The sequence below is a fragment of the Lysinibacillus sp. KCTC 33748 genome (assembly GCF_002237755.1).
Lineage (GTDB): Bacteria > Bacillota > Bacilli > Bacillales_A > Planococcaceae > Lysinibacillus.
In genome coordinates, this window is sequence record NZ_MWSJ01000027.1 from 19,445 (window position 1) to 37,257 (window position 17,813).

Here is a 17,813-nt window from a genome sequence, read left to right on the forward strand (position 1 = left end):
GAGACATGTTCAAAATCCGTTTCTTCAAGAAAACTCACACTATAACCCTTCTTCGTTTTTAATTCCATGAAATTCTTTTTTCTTTTATTTTGATCTAAGTGTTGCACTTATAATTACAATCCATTTTATGCATTACTTTTACTTTTGCCACTCGGTCATTTCCAAATCTCAGTAGAAATGCGTTTAAGTCGATTATTGAAATAGAAAATATCTATCTTTACCTTATTTTGTTTTCAACCCGATAATATATAGCAAAAAGGCAGTTAACAGTTCTATTCAATCAAACTGTCAACTGCCAAAATTCAAATATTGGATTTTCAATATCCCTCGAAACACCCGTTTTTATCTACTCGCTCCTCTAATTAACAAGGATTAGAAGGAGGATCAGGTCTAACTGGTGGATCAGCAGGACTAACCGGTGGAGTCAATCCTGGTAAAACAGGAGTTATTACAGCACTACCAGCTCCAAGGCGGACTTGTTGAACTTGCAGTACTTTTACTGTAAGATCTAGAACAATTTTTTCACGCAATGTGCGGAAAGTACCTTCAGGTGATGTCATAACTGGTGAAAAATCAAGTTCAAAGAAGTTTGCAGCAACTAACTCGCCAAATGGTTGCTCATTGTACTTCACTAGATTTTGGAAGAAAGCCTTATCCAATCGAGCATCCATTTGAGTACGTTCATTCAGGAAGTTCGCTTCAGCAAACTCGGAAATTCCGATGATTGGAGTAGTGCCTCCAAGTGTTTGTGGGAAAATAAGTTCTGTAAAACCAGAAAACGGAACATCAGCAATTCTATCTTGTAGCGCTCCATTACATGCCGCTGAAGCATATTCTATATTTTTGCGAATATGCCCTGCTACAAACAATTTAGCTCTTGTTACCCTAAAAAAGTCAGTGTTATCAATACGTGCAAATCTAACCGGCACTAATTTAACTTGATTTAGGAAAACATTTTTTTTCACTCTTTTGATTTCAGTTGCTGCAGGATCCAGCGTAATATCTGATTCCACAACTATTTGAAGTGTTGGTTCTGCAAGTGCAACTGGAACTTTAATAGTTGGTGCCGTAACCGGTGTAGCGGCTAGTATAGTAGCCTCACTATTTAATGGGATTTGTTCAGTTGATGTTACTGGACAAGGTGGCATTTGATTTTGATTTTCACATTGACCACTCAAAAAATTCCCCTCTTTTCATTTTGTAGTATTCGAGAGCTCTCAGTATCAGAATATGTTGCAATTAAATCTATGAATGGACGCGTATACTAGTTTTTTATTCATTTAAATAAAGGGGATTTTTGAGCTGAGGGATAAAAATGAACACAATGCCAGGTACTCACCGTTGTGATGCCTGATTTGACAATGTTCCTTCAATATGGGATTTCACTAAAAAAACCGATTCAAAGTTTATTGAATCGGCTCTACTTATAGGATTACCTAATAAAAACAGTCATTGAATGTAGTTTCTAAACCTTTGCACGACTGCCTATATATGCAAAAAAAAATGATGTTTACTCATTCATTGTGTGAAAATCTCTTTTAACAAGGCTAAACGCTGTGTCATTCAAATTCATACGATATTGCAGATAGCGCATAGAGTGGTGCCGTTTCTGCTCGTAAAATTCGGGGTCCTAAAGACATCGTTTGAGCACCTGCTTGAAGCAGGGCATCCGCTTCTTTTCGTGCAATGCCGCCTTCAGGACCAAAGATAATAAGAATAGATTTCGACTTCTTGTCATACACGTTTTTTAGCTTCTCTGCAAACCTTGTACGTTGTTTTGCTTTTGCATCCTCTTCATCCGCTATAAAAACGGCGTCGAAATTGCCTACTTGTTCTACTAGCTGTTTAAAAGAAATCGGTTCATATATTTCTGGGATATGTGTACGATGGGATTGCTCAGCTGCCTCTTTTGCAATTTTTTGTAGACGCTCTTGCTTTTTGGCACCTTTCTTTTTATCCCATTTAACGATGGAACGCTCCGCTTCAAATGGCAACAAGGCAAACATTCCAAGCTCTGTCGCCTTTTGTGTAATCAGTTCTAACTTATCGCCCTTCGGCAACCCACATGCCACTGTTACATGGACAGGTAACTCTGGTGAAGGAACGATTTCACCCGTAGTTTGAACGTGTACCTCATCCCCTTCAAAGGCTGAAATTTCACAAATATGAGCAGTATTTTGTGCGACAACTACGATTTTGTCGCCCTCTTTCATACGCATTACTCGTTCAATATGTCGGGCATCTTCTCCGCTAATTCTTGCTTCCGCTATGGCTGTCTCAATAAAATATCGCTGCATTTAAAACCGTACTCCTTTCTAGAAAGAAGAGAAAACGCCAAATCACAAGCACTCGGCTTCCGATTTGGCGCTTCCTCAGTCCACTTATTGTGGTCGACGGGCAATGATTGCTACCCAATCTTCCATTAATAATACTTCTTCGATTACAAAGCCTGAAGCTTCTAGTGCTGCTTTTACATCATCACGTTTTGCGGCAATGATGCCTGAAGTGACATATAATCCACCCGGTTTAACAATTGAAAATGCATCGTCAGTAAAGGACATAATAATTTCTGCTAAAATATTAGCCACAACGACATCAGCTGGTTCCTTTACAGTGTCCAATAAGTTCCCATGGAATACTGATACTTTATCATCCACTTTATTTAATGCAACATTTTCTTGTGCTGAACGTACAGCTACTTCGTCTAAATCAAGTGCATGCACGCTCTTAGCACCTAGTAAGGCTGCACCGATTGATAAAACGCCCGAACCCGTTCCGATATCGATAACCAAATCTTCCTCTTTTACAACCTTCTCAAGCCCCTGTAAACACATAACAGTTGTAGGGTGTGTTCCTGTACCGAAAGCCATACCAGGATCTAATTCAATAATTAGTTCGTCTGTTGTTACTGGTACATATTCTTCCCATGTTGGTACGATTGTAAAGCGTTCAGAAATTTTTACAGGATGATAGTATTGCTTCCATGCTGTTGCCCAATCTTCCTCGTTAACTTCCACAATCGAAACAACATTTTCACCAATATCGATGTTGAAGTTCGTTAGATTCGTTATAGCCGCCTTAATTTCTTCGACTGTTTCATTTAAAAAACTAGACTCCGATAAGTAAGCCTTAACAATAACACCATCTTTCGGAAAATCTGCTTCATTTAGCGCATAAATTTCACCATACTGATCTTCTCGTGGCTTCGCAAATTCTGCAGAATCCTCAATAACCACACCACTTGCCCCTGCTTCATGCAAAATATTCGAAATTGCTTCTACCGCTTCATTTTTTGTATGAATGGATAATTCTGACCACTTCACGTAGCTCCTCAGCTCCTCTAATTATTCACCTTGGAATTTTTTCTTAATTTTATCGAATAGTGTGCTTCCTTGCTCTTCAGGAATATCACCACTGATTTCCGCAAATTCACGTAGTAATTGCTTTTGTTTTTCTGTTAATTTTTCTGGCGTTACAACTTTTACTGTTACATATTGATTCCCTGTGCCATAGCCATGGACGTTTTTGACACCTTTGTCTTTTAGACGGAATTGTGCACCTGACTGTGTTCCCGCTGGAATACGTAGTTTTACTTTCCCATGAACAGTCGGAACTTCAATTTCATCACCAAGAGCTGCTTGTGGGAATGTCAGTTTTAGTTCGAAATAAATATCATCGCCATCACGCTCAAACTCTTTATGTCCTTGAACGCGGAACATAATATATAAATCCCCCGCAGGTCCTCCATTTATACCTGGCTCACCTTGACCAGACACACGAATTTGCTGACCATCGTCAACACCTGCTGGAATGTTAACTTTGATTTTCTTACGTTGTTGAACTTTCCCTTCACCACGACAAGTAGAACATTTTTCTTTAATGATTTTACCTGCACCTTGACATGTAGAACAAGTACGACGATTCATCATACGGCCAAATGGTGTATCTACTGCCTGATTTACTTGACCTGCACCTTGACATGTTGAACATGTCTCAGGATCAGTACCCGGTTTTGCACCTGAACCTTGGCAAGTATTACATTCTTCATCTTTAGGAATTTCGATTTCTGTTTCTTTTCCGAAAATTGCTTCCTCAAACGAAATATTCATACGATATTGAAGGTCATCACCTTTGCGTGGTGCATTCGGGTCCTGACGGCGACCGCCACCACCAAAGAATGAACTGAAAATATCCTCGAAGCCGCCAAAGCCGCCGCCTCCGAAGCCTGCATTTGGATCCTCGTGGCCAAATTGATCATAGCGTGCTTTTTTCTGATCGTCACTTAATACTTCATAAGCTTCAGCGATTTCTTTGAATTTTTCATCTGCACCTGGCTCTTTATTAAGGTCAGGATGGTATTGCTTTGATAATTTACGGTATGCTTTTTTAATTTCATCTTTAGAAGCCGATTTCGTTAAACCAAGCACCTCGTAGTAATCGCGTTTCTCCATGATTCACACTCCGCTCTTTTTGCATAAAATCTATTGTATCATGCAGTTAAAAAAACTGCCTCTATTTTATTACTAATTATTCATTAAAAATGTTGCATCACATGTTTTTAACTCTTTTCTCTTAAATACCCTACGCCACTAGACAATTAAATGGGCATAACTTATAGCAGTAAATAAAGAGAAAAGCCAAAGCCGCAAGCGGTCTTTGGCTTCTTCACTTAACTGTGTTACTTACTATTATTTATCGTCTTTTACTTCTTCAAAGTCAGCGTCTACGATGTCGTCTTTTTTACCATCGCCAGCTTCTGCACCTGCTTCGCCACCTTGAGCTGCTTGAGCAGCTGCTGCAGCTTGTTCATATACTTTCATTACTAGTGGTTGTAATACACCTTCTAGTTTTTCTTTAGCAGATTTAATGCCTTCTAATTCGCCAGCTTCAAGCGCTTTTTTCAGCTCATCACGAGCATCTTCTACAGATTTTTTCTCGTCTTCTGTAATTTGTTCGCCTAAATCAGCAATTGTTTTGTCAACTTGGAACACTAATTGGTCAGCTTCGTTGCGAAGATCTGCTTCCTCTTTACGTTTAGTATCCGCTTCAGCATTTGCCTCTGCATCTTTTACCATACGTTCGATTTCTTCCTCAGATAAACCAGAATCAGATTGGATAACAATTGTTTGTTCTTTGTTTGTACCAAGGTCTTTCGCTTTAACAGATACGATACCATTTTTATCAATATCGAATGTTACTTCGATTTGTGGTACACCACGTGGTGCTGGCGGAATATCCGATAATTGGAAGCGACCTAATGTTTTGTTGTCAGCTGCCATTGAGCGTTCACCTTGTAGTACGTGAATATCTACTGCTGGTTGGTTGTCAGCTGCAGTTGAGAATACTTGTGATTTAGATGTTGGGATCGTAGTATTACGGTCAATTAATTTTGTGAATACGCCACCCATAGTTTCGATACCTAATGAAAGTGGTGTTACGTCAAGTAGAACTACGTCTTTAACATCACCTGTTAATACGCCACCTTGAACTGCAGCACCCATTGCTACAACTTCATCAGGGTTTACACCGCGGTGTGGTTCTTTATTAGTTTCTTTACGTACAGCTTCTTGTACAGCTGGAATACGAGTAGAACCACCAACTAAGATTACTTGGTCAATTTCAGATGTTGAAAGACCTGCATCAGATAATGCTTGACGTACCGGACCTACTGTACGGTTTACTAATGGTAATGTAATTTCGTCAAATTTAGCACGAGTTAAAGAAATTTCTAAGTGTAATGGACCCGCTTCACCAGCAGTGATGAATGGTAAAGAAATTTGAGTAGATGTTACACCTGATAAGTCTTTTTTCGCTTTTTCAGCTGCGTCTTTTAGACGTTGCATAGCCATTTTATCTTTTGAAAGGTCAATGCCATTTTCTTTTTTGAATTCTGCTACAAGATACTCGATGATAGCATCGTCGAAATCGTCCCCACCTAGTTTGTTATCACCAGCTGTTGCTAATACTTCAAATACACCGTCACCTAATTCAAGAATAGATACGTCAAATGTACCGCCACCAAGGTCAAATACTAATACTTTTTGATCTGTATCTTGTTTGTCTAAACCATAAGCAAGTGCAGCAGCTGTTGGTTCGTTGATAATACGTTCTACTTCTAAACCAGCGATTTTACCAGCGTCTTTTGTAGCTTGACGTTGAGCATCGTTGAAGTAAGCAGGTACAGTAATAACTGCTTTTGTTACTTTTTCACCTAAGTAGTCTTCAGCATAACCTTTTAAGTATTGAAGAATCATTGCAGAAACTTCTTGTGGCGTATATTCTTTATCTTCCACTTGAACTTTTTCAGATGTACCCATTTTAGATTTAATAGAAATAATTGTGTTAGGGTTTGTTACAGATTGACGTTTCGCTACTTCACCAACTTGACGTTCTCCGCCTTTAAATGCAACAACAGATGGTGTTGTACGGTTACCTTCTGGGTTTGGAATTACTTTTGGTTCTCCGCCTTCAAGTACAGAGACACATGAGTTTGTTGTTCCTAAGTCAATACCGATAATTTTGCTCATTAAAATTTCCTCCTATTATTGAAACGCAAATGATGCGTTTTCTAACTAATAATTGTAATTAACTAAATAGTACTAAGTCTATTCGTTCACAGATACCATCGTTGGGCGTAATACGCGATCCTTTAATATATAACCTTTTTGAAGCTCGCGTAAAACAACACCAGTCTCTTTTTCACTATCTTGCTCCTGCATAACAGCTTGGTGAACATTTGGATCAAATTGCTCACCTTCAGCTTTAATAATTTGCAAGCCTTCCTTCTCAGTTGCTTCGATCAGAGAACGGTACACCATTTCAATACCTTTTACGATAGAAGCCGTTTCTTCTGAAGTCGCTTCAACTTGTAAGGCACGCTCAAAATTATCAATGACTGGCAGTAAATCTGACAGTAAAGTTTGAGCACGATACTTTTCAGCAGCCTCACGATCAAGTTGGTTGCGACGACGAATATTATCGAAGTCAGCGCGTAAACGTATATGACGGTTTTCCTCATCGTCTAGCTTTGCTTGTAACTCAGCTAGCTTTGCTTCGTACTGTTCTTCGATTGTTAATTCGACTTCTTGTTCTTCTACTTTAACTTCTGTTTCTTCTACTTCATTTTCAGCTTGTACGTCTTCTTGTACAAGGTCTTTGTTTTCAGTTGTTTCCGTCACTTGAAATCCTCCTCATTATCAATCACTACGATTCTTCGTAAAGGCTTGTGTTAAATCCATGCGCATTACATCTAGTAAAGCAACAACACGTTTATAATCCATTCGTGTTGGACCAATAATTGCTATAGCCCCTTGCTGTTCTTCACCAATAGAATAAGTGGTCGTAATGACACTACAGTTTTCCATTTCTAGTTGTTTATTTTCCGAGCCTATACGAATATGAATGCCCGATTCATTAGGATGGAAGAGCGATTGCACTTGGCTAGTCGTTTCCATTAAGTCCAAAATCATACGGACTTTATTTAAATCGTGGAATTCCGGTTGGTTGAACATATTTGTTTTACCACCATAGAAAACTTTACTTTCCGAATTATGCATCGTCGCTGTCACGAGAGAGCGAATAAAATCATCCGCTGATTGAACATGCTGTTGTAATACTGTTAGCACTTCAGCTTCGAGTTTTTTATGAATATCTTCTAATGACTCACCAACTAGACGTTCATTTAAGATATTAACCATTTTCTCTAAATCAGAAGCGGTAAAATTAGGAGGTAAACTAAACATGCGATTTTCAACATGTCCATTATTCGTTACGATAATCGCTACTGCTGCATCGCTAGAAAGTGGCACAATTGAAAATCGTTTAACACGATGTCTTTGGACATCTGGTCCTAAAAGAATCGATGTATACGATGTCAGCTCCGATAAAATATTGGCCGACTTTCTGATAATATGCTCTACTTCTACTAAGCGATCGTTAAAAATTGATTGGATTTGCTGAATGTCCCTCGAATTAATGCCTTGAGGGCTCAACAAATGATCTACATAAAATCTATAACCCTTTTCCGAAGGCACTCGACCAGAGGAAGTGTGCGTTTTTTCCAAGAAGCCTAATTCCTCTAAATCCGCCATTTCATTTCGAATTGTGGCTGGACTAAATGTAATCTCTTGCTTGTTGGAGATTTGGCGAGAACCTACCGGCTGTGCAAACATAATAAAGTCGTCTACTATAGCTTGCAATATTTGTAATTGCCGATTTGTTAGCATGATCATCACCTCTGTTAGCACTCAACTAAGAGGAGTGCTAATACTATTATTAAGTTATCAAATCCTACATTTTATGTCAACGATATCGCTCAATCTTCTAGTAAAAATTGTTGAAATACTTCATTCCCTACAAAACGACCTTTTCGAGTAAGGCGAATTCCTTTAGTATCATGCTCCAATAGACCTTCTGAAACTAATTTTTCTATGATATGTGAGTAATGCCTATGCATGGATTCATTAAATTTTTCTTCATATATAGTGTGTGTAATTCCTTCCGTTTTACGCAGCCCTAAAAACATTTGCTCTTCACATTTTTCTTTCTCTGTTACAACATGTTCATATACAATTGGTAGTTCTCCTGCATTTACTGTATCCATATACTTTTTCAATGGTCCATGATTTGAATATCGCACACCTGCTAGATATCCATGAGCACCCGCACCAAAGCCTGCATATTCATCGTTTTCCCAGTAAATTTTGTTATGTGTAGAACTGAAACCAGATTGAGCAAAGTTACTAATTTCATATTGATGAAGTCCATGTACCTCCATCTGGTTCATTAACACCTCATACATATCTGCTTCAAGATCTTCAGTTGGTAAATGAAGCTTACCTTTTGTGTATTGATTATAAAAAATCGTTTTCGGTTCAACGATTAGTGAATAAGCGGAATAATGTGGTATATCAAGCGCGAACGCTTTTTCTAAAGTATCCTTCCATTGTGCCATCGTTTGTCCTGGCAAACCGTACATTAAATCCAAACTAATGTTTCTAAAACCTACCTTTTTCGCTAAGTCAATTGTTTCATAGACATGATTGTTGCTATGTGTACGGCCAATCTTTTTTAACAACTCTTGATTAAAGGATTGCACACCCATGCTTATGCGATTTACACCACCAGCAAATAATGCTTGTAATTTTGCTTCTGATAGCTCGTCCGGATTGGCCTCTGACGTAAACTCCGTCACACTGTCCATTGGAATGTACGTACGGATAAGTTCAAGAAGTCTCTCTAGTTGTTGCGGCGTTAATGCTGTTGGTGTACCGCCACCAAGAAATATCGTTTCGATTTTTTTAAAACTTTCAGGATATTTTTTAGTCGCAAGCTCCATCTCCTTGCCAAGCATTTCTATATATTCATCAACTGGTTGATTTTTAAAATAAAATTTATTGAAATCGCAATAGTTGCAAATTTGATGACAAAAAGGAATATGAATGTAAACACCTCGTGCCATAGCTATCCCTTCTTTCTCGTTAGTCTTTTTCCATTTCCTCATTATAAACAATCGTGACAGGGAACGCCATGAATCCAACCAGTTAAAATAACTAAATCAAAACTAAATGGTTTGGACATTATTTATCTATAACAATTGCATGACAGCAATCCTGCTGGACATGTTTTAAAGTTAAGAAGCTGTACACACTTTATTTAAATAGCCAACTTTCACAAAAAAAATAAAACCCACTGCAACAAGTGGGTTTGATTCATCGAGAAAGGAATAAATGCATATCAATATATTTTTGTGTACTTAATAACATACAATCCCTACACAAATCCCAATTAGCACGAGCAAATAAGGTTGAATTTTCCAACGCATTAAGCACCATAAAAAAACGGCTGCAATTACGATGTCCAGTCCATTTTGAATTGTCTGTGTAACAATCGGATGAATAAAAGCTGCAGCTAATATGCCAACAACCGCTGCATTTGCACCAGCCATCGCTCCTCTTAATCCGGCAATACGATTAAGAGTTAGCCAAAAAGGCATTGCCCCTACTATAAGCAAAAATGCGGGTAAAAAAATCGCTATCGTTGCAATAATAGCCCCTGGCACTCCAGCAATGACCATACCTATATAAGAAGCAAACGTAAATAATGGACCAGGGACTACCTGCGTCATTCCGTATCCTGCTAAAAAATCGGAAGAACCCATTAATCCATTTTGGACAAACTGCGCCTCTAGTAAAGGCAATACGACATGACCTCCACCAAATACTAATGCACCTGATAAATAAAACTTTTCAAATAACATAAACCATTCATATTGAATAATTGGGCTAGCGATTGGTAAACCAATAAGTAATAGAACAAACAGCGCTAAAAAACATACACCGGTCATTTTTGAAATCGGCACAAGCGTTTCTTTTGGGTCTTCTTTTTGATTAGTCATCTTAAAAAAGAGATAGCCTATAAAAGAAGCAACAATAATAGTAGTTACTTGAGCAAGTGGATGAACCCATAAAAGCACTACTACAAGTGCTAACAAAGCGATTATAAAATGGCGAATACTAGGGATTAATTTTTGGGACATTTCTAAAATAGCTTGTGCAACAATCGCAACAGCCACTAATTTTAAGCCATGAACCCAGCCCATATCCATCCCTGTATATGCAGAAAAATACGCAAATGCCATAAGCAACAAAACCGATGGCAATGTAAAACCAAGAAATGACACAACACTCCCCAATAAACCGCCTCTTAATAAGCCGATACCCATCCCTACCTGGCTAGATGCTGGCCCAGGTAAAAATTGACTGAGTCCAACTAGTTGACTGTATTCTTTATCAGATAGCCATATACGCTTCTGAACATATTCATTTTGAAAATACCCTAAATGAGCAGTAGGACCCCCAAAGGATGTACAACCTAATTTTAGTGAAACTAAAAAAATCTCCCATAATTTTCGCAATATCTTCAACTACTCTCGATGTCATATATATTCATATTACATTGAGTAATCATCTTTTTAGTTTAAGATATTGTAAAATTTAAAAAGTTACGGATGTAGGTTTCGTTATTTATCTTCAATTTTAATAGCAGAGCCCAGTTCACTTCCATTTTTAGCAACTGGAATTAGCTCATAACTATTTCCGGTCAAATATAATGCGTCGAGGCGGACACCCCATTTTGTATAATCTTCATTTAAAGGATAAGCAGAGTTAATGTGCCAAGTTTCCCCTGACGCTGATTGAATTTTAAAATGTATCGCTTCATTTAGTAAGCTTTTCTCGGAATGAAAGTAAATCGTTGTAGATATTGGTGTAGAAACAACCTTTTCTATCGTTATTTCTTGACCATCTAATAGCTTTACTTTTTTCTCAACAGAGAAGGTATTTCTATCTTCTTGTAATTGCTCTTGCGAAGCTTTCACTTGAAATTCCCATGGCTCGTCAATCTTTTTTTCCCCGTTCCAGTTGTTATAACGAATATCTAAGCTTAATATTTTATCTGCTGGTAGTTCTCTTAATTTCACACTACTATAAATTGTATAATTTTTATTGGATTGTTGGATTGTCTGTCCTCCATTTCTAACCGTGAGCTCTTTTCCATTCACAAAAACTTGTGGAAAGAAAAAGATTTGATTGTCGAAATTTAAGTCCTTGACTGGCTTAAAAGTAGCGTTCAGTAATATTTGGTTATCATCAATGATTATTTCATTTAACGTTAAACGTCCGAGAGCATTTTCAGTAGTTTTGTCGACAACTGTTTTGTATGCTTCAAAATTCAAATCTTTCTTAAATAAAAAATAATAAACAATGACACAAGTAGCTACCAATAAAAGCAATACTACAATAAACCATATTTTGCGTCCTAGGTTTCCCTTTGGCTGATTCTCAACTAGAAGCATATCGGACATCATGTACACCTCATTTTAAGAAAGTATGTCTGCACAAAAGCTTTTTATTTATTGTAGTTTTCAGTTGAACATTATATAACCTCTAACGTTGTCTTGATTTGGCTGATTTCGCTATGTATCTAAAGGAATAATGTATATTCCTTTATTCTGAATGAACATAAAGTACTGCTATTCGGCAAAACGAGGGGTTGATTTCCGTTCCGACTGGGCGCTTTGTTGCTGCCGATTCGCTGCAGGGTCTCGGGCCAACAGATGTTTTTTGCGCGAAAGCGTAGTGCTAACGTAGCGGCAGCAGAGGGTTTTGATTGTGCGAAAGCGCAGCGACAGCACGATGTTGATCACGAAGGCATTATCACAGGGTATGATTTTTTTAGCCTTCGTTCCCCTATTGCTGATCCCCAAGGAGTCACCCCGTCACCACTTCAATCAACCACACAGCATAGTATCGTCACTGATAATAAGAGGAAATCCTCTCATTTAAATCGTTGCACAATCTAAAAGATTCCCTTGACCATTTTTTCAACACTACTTTAGGAATAGTCCATATCCCTTACTCTTGATGACGAACCTTTTTGGCCTCTTCCATTAAATACTCTACAAATAACTCATCTTTCACTAACCATGCTTGATAATTTCTTTTTAAAAACCATTCCGCTTCATAAAAACTTGTAAAGATTTGATCTAATGGCAGTTTATTTTTTTCAATTATCCAATCAAAATCACTTATTGAATATAGAAGGAAATTTTCTTCTTCAAGATTTTTATACATTGTCCCAAACGAAGAAAACCTTAAATTATAGCGATTTCGTTTGGCATCTTCAGGTATTGGTGCTATATGAAATGTTTGTGTTACATACTTCTCATAAGCTTCATCTGTTAAAGAGCAACCAGCTGCTTTTTGATGCCCTCCCCCTCCGAATTCTGCTGCAATAGCTGAAACATCTACATGATCATGAATCGTGCGAAAGGAAATTCTTTTGCCACCCATATTTAATATAGCTATAAAATCAAGGTGTACATTTTCTTTTCCCAATTCATTCCCAAGCTCTGAATGATAAGATTCTGCATACACTACACCTGTAAAGTATTCTCCTATCGATGTTTGAACTAGCTCCCGTTTTTTTCGGCGGATGTACCGTTCTATTTTCTCTTCTTCCATACGCAACATTTTCTTTTCAAATTCATCAAAGTCAAAGTGTTCGCTTGTCTTTAAGCGTTCAAGCATTTTTTCTTCAAAGTCATCGATTGATACTAAAAAAAAGAGAGTGTTTAACCGACGTGCTTGTTGATTATCATTCTTTTCCCATTCCCATGTATCGTACTGTCTCACTAACTCTACAAATTCTGTGATGGCATTTGTTTGTTCTAAAAACCCATGTGAAACAAGGTACTGATAAAATAAGGACGTTGCTGATGTTAAATATCCATTTTCATCTTCTACTATTACTTTACCCCATTCATAATCGTTCAAATGATAAGCTGTTTTATGATGATCAAGCAACTGAACATTGCCAGTTGCTGTATAATAATCATCTAATCTCTTTTCATTTTCCTCATTTGGAGATAAGTCTGTAATTAATAAAAATGTACCTTGTTCGTTCGTGTCTAAAAAAAATTCAATCTCGCGATCAAGCGCTGAAATCGAATTGTACCTTACCTTCACTTGATCTTGAAAAGCAAGTTTGGCTAAAATTCCGCAACCTATTCCATCTAAATCATTATGTGATAGCAATTTGTACATTTTTTCACCTCCCAATTAGTATGGTTTAACATTAAAAAATTATCGGTATTGTTAGGAGTGTTTATGCTGAAAAAGAGGACTACTTATTTAGGACTTGGTCTATTATTCATTGTTGCTTTAGGATTTGGTACATATAAGTTGATGAATGCTAGATCGTACCAACTATTTGGCACTATTACTTCACATGTCGAAACACATCAGAAGGTCGTAGCATTAACTTTTGATGATGGCCCTACTAAAAATGTTAGCGCCATTGTATCCTTATTAGACGACTACAACACTAAAGCAACCTTTTTTCTAATTGGAAAGGAAATTGAGGAAAATCCAGAGGAAGCTAAAAAAATTGTCCAGGCAGGTCACCAAATTGGAAATCATACGTATTCACATCAGCGAATGGTGTTTAAAAGTCCTGCTGTTTACAACAGCTTGTGATGCAGGACAAACATATCACATCATTTATACTCGCTTCTCATTCATAGTCATAAAGCATTAAAAAATCCGCATTTATTTATTAAATTAAAATTATTATTTGCATAGTATTCACCATAAAAAGTTTCTTTTCCTCATAGAATTCCCCCTTCACTAACTTTGCAAAAATACATAAAAAAATGTCATGAAAACCCTTTAAAATCAACATTAACAGAAATAATCCATTATATAAATTCCCCAAATATTTCACCACAAAACAAGTTAGACTATTTAGAAATGTCTAAAATTAATTTTCCAATAAAATATAAATTCATTTTTTGTTATAATATGTTATCATTATTTTAGTAAAACGACCTATTTTTATGAAATAAAAAAACAGGGGAAAAACGAACTATAAAGGATGATGAATATGAAAAAAATCCAGCAATTATTCCAAAGTGAAGATGGAAATATCGAACAAAGAGAGAACTTTTTAACCCTATTAGAGAAAATTGTTACATCATTAGATGAATTAAAAGATCCACAAACAACGACTCTTGGACCGATGAAAGAACGCTCTGACAATTTCTATAAAGAGTTAATGCAAGAAAATCAAGTACCAGTTTCAGGTGTCGGGCTTGATCAAGTTGTAAATGAATTAACAAAATTGATGCAAGGACATCCTTACCATACACGCAACTTTGTAACAAATGTTTTGCCAATGGCAAGCATTCCAGGCATATTGGGCCAATTCACAAATGCTCTACTTAATGGTAACAATCTATGGGATGTATACGGACCTGCTGCCGCAGAATGTGAGGTAAAAGTAGTAGCAATGATGTCGAAGTTAGTTGGCTACGACTATACACAAAGCTTTGGTTACACAACTTGGGGTGGACAAGGGGCTGTTTTCAGTGGGCTACGTCTTGCAATCGCTAAACAATTCCCTAACGCAAAGGAAGATGGCATACCTAATAATTTATATTGTTTTGCTTCAGAAAATGCTCATTACAGCTTATTAAAATCAATTGAAGCAGTCGGCATCGGTAGCAAGCATTTAATTCGCGTTAAAGCTGGACAAGATCATTCAATGGATATTGAAGACTTACGTTTGCGTATGACTGAGGTTATCGAAAAAGGTGGTATTCCAGTTTATGTAGTTGCTACAACAGGCGCTACAGATCAATTTGCTATAGATGATGTACAAGCAATCAAAATTGTTACAACTGAGCTAGAACAAAAACATTCCTTAAAGCCTATACATATTCACGCTGATTCAGCGTTAGGTGGTTTTTACGCATTTTTCAACGATTATGATTTTAAGGCAAATCCACTTCAACTAGAAACTGATGTTTTACAAGGACTTGAACAAATTAGAGAACGTATGCAATATCTACCTATTGCAGATAGCCTTTGCTTCGACTTCCAAAAGCTTGGTCAAACACCGTATTTAACAAGCTTATTCTTAATAAAAGAAGGAAAACATTTGCAGCTATTAGATATCGAGGACTTTGACACACCTTATGTAGGTAATCGAGGCTATGGTTCTTACCATACAGGCTATACATTAGAGTGCTCTCGTATGGGTAGTTCAATTGCTATTTATGCTGCATTACAGGCGTTTGGTAAAGAAGGCTACCAACAAATATTAGCTAATTATGTGCGTGTAAATTTAGCGTTCCGTGCGCAGTTAGCTGAGAAAACGCCAATGTTACAAGTAGTCAATGAGTCTAATATTGGACCAGTCACAGCCTTCCGTTTATATCCAGAAGGTTTGAATTGGAATTCTGAACAGTCAGGTAGCTATACACAAGATCAAATTGAATATATTAATGGCCTAAATGCTTCTTTATTTGAAATTATAGGAGAAGGTCGCGACGAAGTATTTTTCGGTGATACAACACGTGTTTGCACTGTCAACACTAGCGATACAAAACAACAACTTCCAGTCGCTGCTGCAAAATTCTTTTCAATCTCTCCTTATACTGAGACAGAACATATTAGTGATATGGTTCAGTTCTTACAACAAAAGGTGAAAGTATTGGAGGCTGCTAAAGTTGAGTATAGTCAAAAAATTTAAAAGCTCTTTACTCTATAAATATATTGCCAGTTTTACTATTCCAATTGCTATTATTTCTGTAATATTTAGTATCGTATTATTTATTACATCTAATCGGATCATCGATAATTTCGTTATTACACAATTTGAGTCAGAATTAGAAATTATATCAAATGTAATTTTTGATGATATTGACATAAATGACGTCAAAGCTGCAGATGACGGTGATAAGGATAAATATGAAGACATATTAAAGGAATTAAATGAAGCTCTTAAAGAGTATGATATTCAAAATGCCTACGTTCTTTCCCGGGCAAACGGTAAGGAACATATCGTGGCATTAAGTGATAAAGATGATTATCAAGAGAGCTATGCTTTTAGCCAGGAAATGAATGATGCACTAGATAATGGAACTGTTCAATCCAGCGATATTTATGAAGATGAATATGGAATTCATAAATCGATTTTTTTACCATTTAAAGATACTGATATTCTTTTTGGTTTAGATATGGACGCTTCCTTTATTTCTAAGCTTCAAACAGAAACTCTTTGGATTTGTATCATCATGACCGTGATGTTTTTGATATTCGGTATTATTGTGGCTTATGTCATTAGTAAAGGTATTATTAAACCAATTAAAAATATGACTAGTTATGTTGGTAAGGTTGCACAAGGCGACTTAGCTGTTGAATCACTTAACATAAAGGGTTCTAATGAAATTGCACAGCTTTCAGATGGCATTGAAAATATGACAGGAGACTTACGCTCACTAATTCAGCAAATTGCTGAAAATGCTGAGCAAGTAGCTGCTATGTCAGAAGAGTTGTCGGCAGGCTCTGAGCAAACAAGTGCATCTATTCAACAAATTACATCCTCAATGCAAGAGGTAGCTGCAGGATCAGAAAAACAAACTTCCTCTATTGAAGAAGTAGAAACTCATATTACGACAATCTCCACAAGGATGTCAGAAGTTGTAGCGAGCGTAAATGATGTCACTACTAAAGCATCTAATGCATCTTCTATTTCTGAAAAAGGTAATACGACGATTCAAAGTGCTACAGAAAAAATGGCCTTAACATCTAATGCTATTCAAGAGACTTCAGATGTTGTGAAACGTTTAAGCACTTATTCAAACGAGATCGGCGATATTGTCACTTTAATTAACGAGATTACGGATCAAACAAATTTACTCGCTTTAAATGCCTCTATTGAAGCAGCACGTGCTGGTGAGCATGGTAAAGGCTTTGCAGTTGTAGCCGAAGAAGTGCGTAAATTAGCTGACCAATCTTTAGCAGCGACGAATAGTATTCGAACACGAATTGAGACGATTAAAGAAGAGTCTACTCAAGCTGTGAAATCTATGGAGATTAGCAGTAATAATCTTGCAGAAAGCTCTACTAGCTTTAATGAATCAGGTGTAGCCTTTAAAGAAATATATTCGAATATTACTTCATTAACTCAAGAAATGGATTCTGTCAATAATATCATTTCTAACATTAATGACGGGGTTAACAACATTGCATTTTCTGTAGAGGAAGTTGGTGTAGTAGCCGTTCAAGCGTCTGGAAACATTCAAAATGTGGCTGCTGCTTCTGAGGAACAATCAGCTAGTATTGAGGAGATTACGGCGTCTTCAAATAATTTAGCTGAGATGGCACAACAACTTCGTAATATCATACAAAAATTTCAGCTGTAAGAAATACTAATAAAAAATCCGCTATGCTTTCTGTAGGTAAGTTTCT

General features: G+C 37.0%; 13 protein-coding genes and 1 pseudogene. 3 read left to right on the plus strand and 11 right to left on the minus strand.

Annotated features, from left to right (window positions below; translation table 11 throughout):
- Window positions 1-362 precede the first annotated feature (362 nt).
- The 11 genes from B1B04_RS22005 to B1B04_RS22055 form a co-directional block, all read right to left on the minus strand.
- Window positions 363-1,148 (minus strand): CsxC family protein, encoded by a 786-nt coding sequence (locus B1B04_RS22005; RefSeq protein WP_481817195.1) that lies wholly within the window; start codon window positions 1,146-1,148, stop codon window positions 363-365.
- Window positions 1,149-1,559: 411 nt separating this feature from the next.
- Window positions 1,560-2,297: a 16S rRNA (uracil(1498)-N(3))-methyltransferase gene (locus tag B1B04_RS22010; protein ID WP_079563489.1), complete on the minus strand. Its 738-nt coding sequence runs from the start codon at window positions 2,295-2,297 to the stop codon at window positions 1,560-1,562.
- Window positions 2,298-2,381: 84 nt separating this feature from the next.
- Entirely contained in the window at window positions 2,382-3,323 is a 942-nt protein-coding gene (gene prmA, locus B1B04_RS22015) for a 50S ribosomal protein L11 methyltransferase (protein WP_079563490.1), read from the minus strand.
- A gap of 21 nt (window positions 3,324-3,344) precedes the next feature.
- On the minus strand, window positions 3,345-4,451 hold the full coding sequence (dnaJ, locus tag B1B04_RS22020) for a molecular chaperone DnaJ (protein ID WP_079563491.1): 1,107 nt from the start codon (window positions 4,449-4,451) through the stop codon (window positions 3,345-3,347).
- Window positions 4,452-4,688: 237 nt separating this feature from the next.
- Window positions 4,689-6,527, minus strand: a complete 1,839-nt coding sequence (gene dnaK / locus B1B04_RS22025; protein WP_079563492.1) for a molecular chaperone DnaK — start codon at window positions 6,525-6,527, stop codon at window positions 4,689-4,691.
- A gap of 78 nt (window positions 6,528-6,605) precedes the next feature.
- Window positions 6,606-7,178 (minus strand): nucleotide exchange factor GrpE, encoded by a 573-nt coding sequence (grpE, locus tag B1B04_RS22030; protein WP_079563493.1) that lies wholly within the window; start codon window positions 7,176-7,178, stop codon window positions 6,606-6,608.
- 18 nt (window positions 7,179-7,196) lie between these two features.
- On the minus strand, window positions 7,197-8,225 hold the full coding sequence (hrcA, locus tag B1B04_RS22035; protein WP_079563494.1) for a heat-inducible transcriptional repressor HrcA: 1,029 nt from the start codon (window positions 8,223-8,225) through the stop codon (window positions 7,197-7,199).
- Window positions 8,226-8,314: 89 nt separating this feature from the next.
- The gene (gene hemW, locus B1B04_RS22040; RefSeq protein ID WP_079563495.1) at window positions 8,315-9,460 is read right to left on the minus strand and encodes a radical SAM family heme chaperone HemW; all 1,146 of its coding nucleotides are present in this window, start codon (window positions 9,458-9,460) and stop codon (window positions 8,315-8,317) included.
- Window positions 9,461-9,754: 294 nt separating this feature from the next.
- Window positions 9,755-10,915: a chromate efflux transporter gene (gene chrA / locus B1B04_RS22045; RefSeq protein WP_079563496.1), complete on the minus strand. Its 1,161-nt coding sequence runs from the start codon at window positions 10,913-10,915 to the stop codon at window positions 9,755-9,757.
- Between the two features lie 105 nt (window positions 10,916-11,020).
- The gene (locus B1B04_RS22050) at window positions 11,021-11,863 is read right to left on the minus strand and encodes a DUF5643 domain-containing protein (protein ID WP_240518371.1); all 843 of its coding nucleotides are present in this window, start codon (window positions 11,861-11,863) and stop codon (window positions 11,021-11,023) included.
- Between the two features lie 550 nt (window positions 11,864-12,413).
- Window positions 12,414-13,604, minus strand: coding sequence for a DHH family phosphoesterase (locus B1B04_RS22055; RefSeq protein WP_079563498.1), 1,191 nt, complete (start codon window positions 13,602-13,604; stop codon window positions 12,414-12,416).
- 63 nt (window positions 13,605-13,667) lie between these two features.
- Between B1B04_RS22055 and B1B04_RS22060 the strand changes: the two are divergent.
- The 3 genes and pseudogenes from B1B04_RS22060 to B1B04_RS22070 all read left to right on the plus strand — a co-directional run.
- Window positions 13,668-14,018 (plus strand): annotated as a pseudogene (locus B1B04_RS22060) (polysaccharide deacetylase family protein); the annotation flags it as partial.
- Between the two features lie 424 nt (window positions 14,019-14,442).
- The gene (locus tag B1B04_RS22065) at window positions 14,443-16,092 is read left to right on the plus strand and encodes a pyridoxal phosphate-dependent decarboxylase family protein (protein WP_079563499.1); all 1,650 of its coding nucleotides are present in this window, start codon (window positions 14,443-14,445) and stop codon (window positions 16,090-16,092) included.
- On the plus strand, window positions 16,070-17,767 hold the full coding sequence (locus tag B1B04_RS22070) for a methyl-accepting chemotaxis protein (protein ID WP_079563500.1): 1,698 nt from the start codon (window positions 16,070-16,072) through the stop codon (window positions 17,765-17,767). Before B1B04_RS22065 ends, B1B04_RS22070 begins: the two co-directional genes overlap by 23 nt.
- Window positions 17,768-17,813 lie beyond the last annotated feature (46 nt).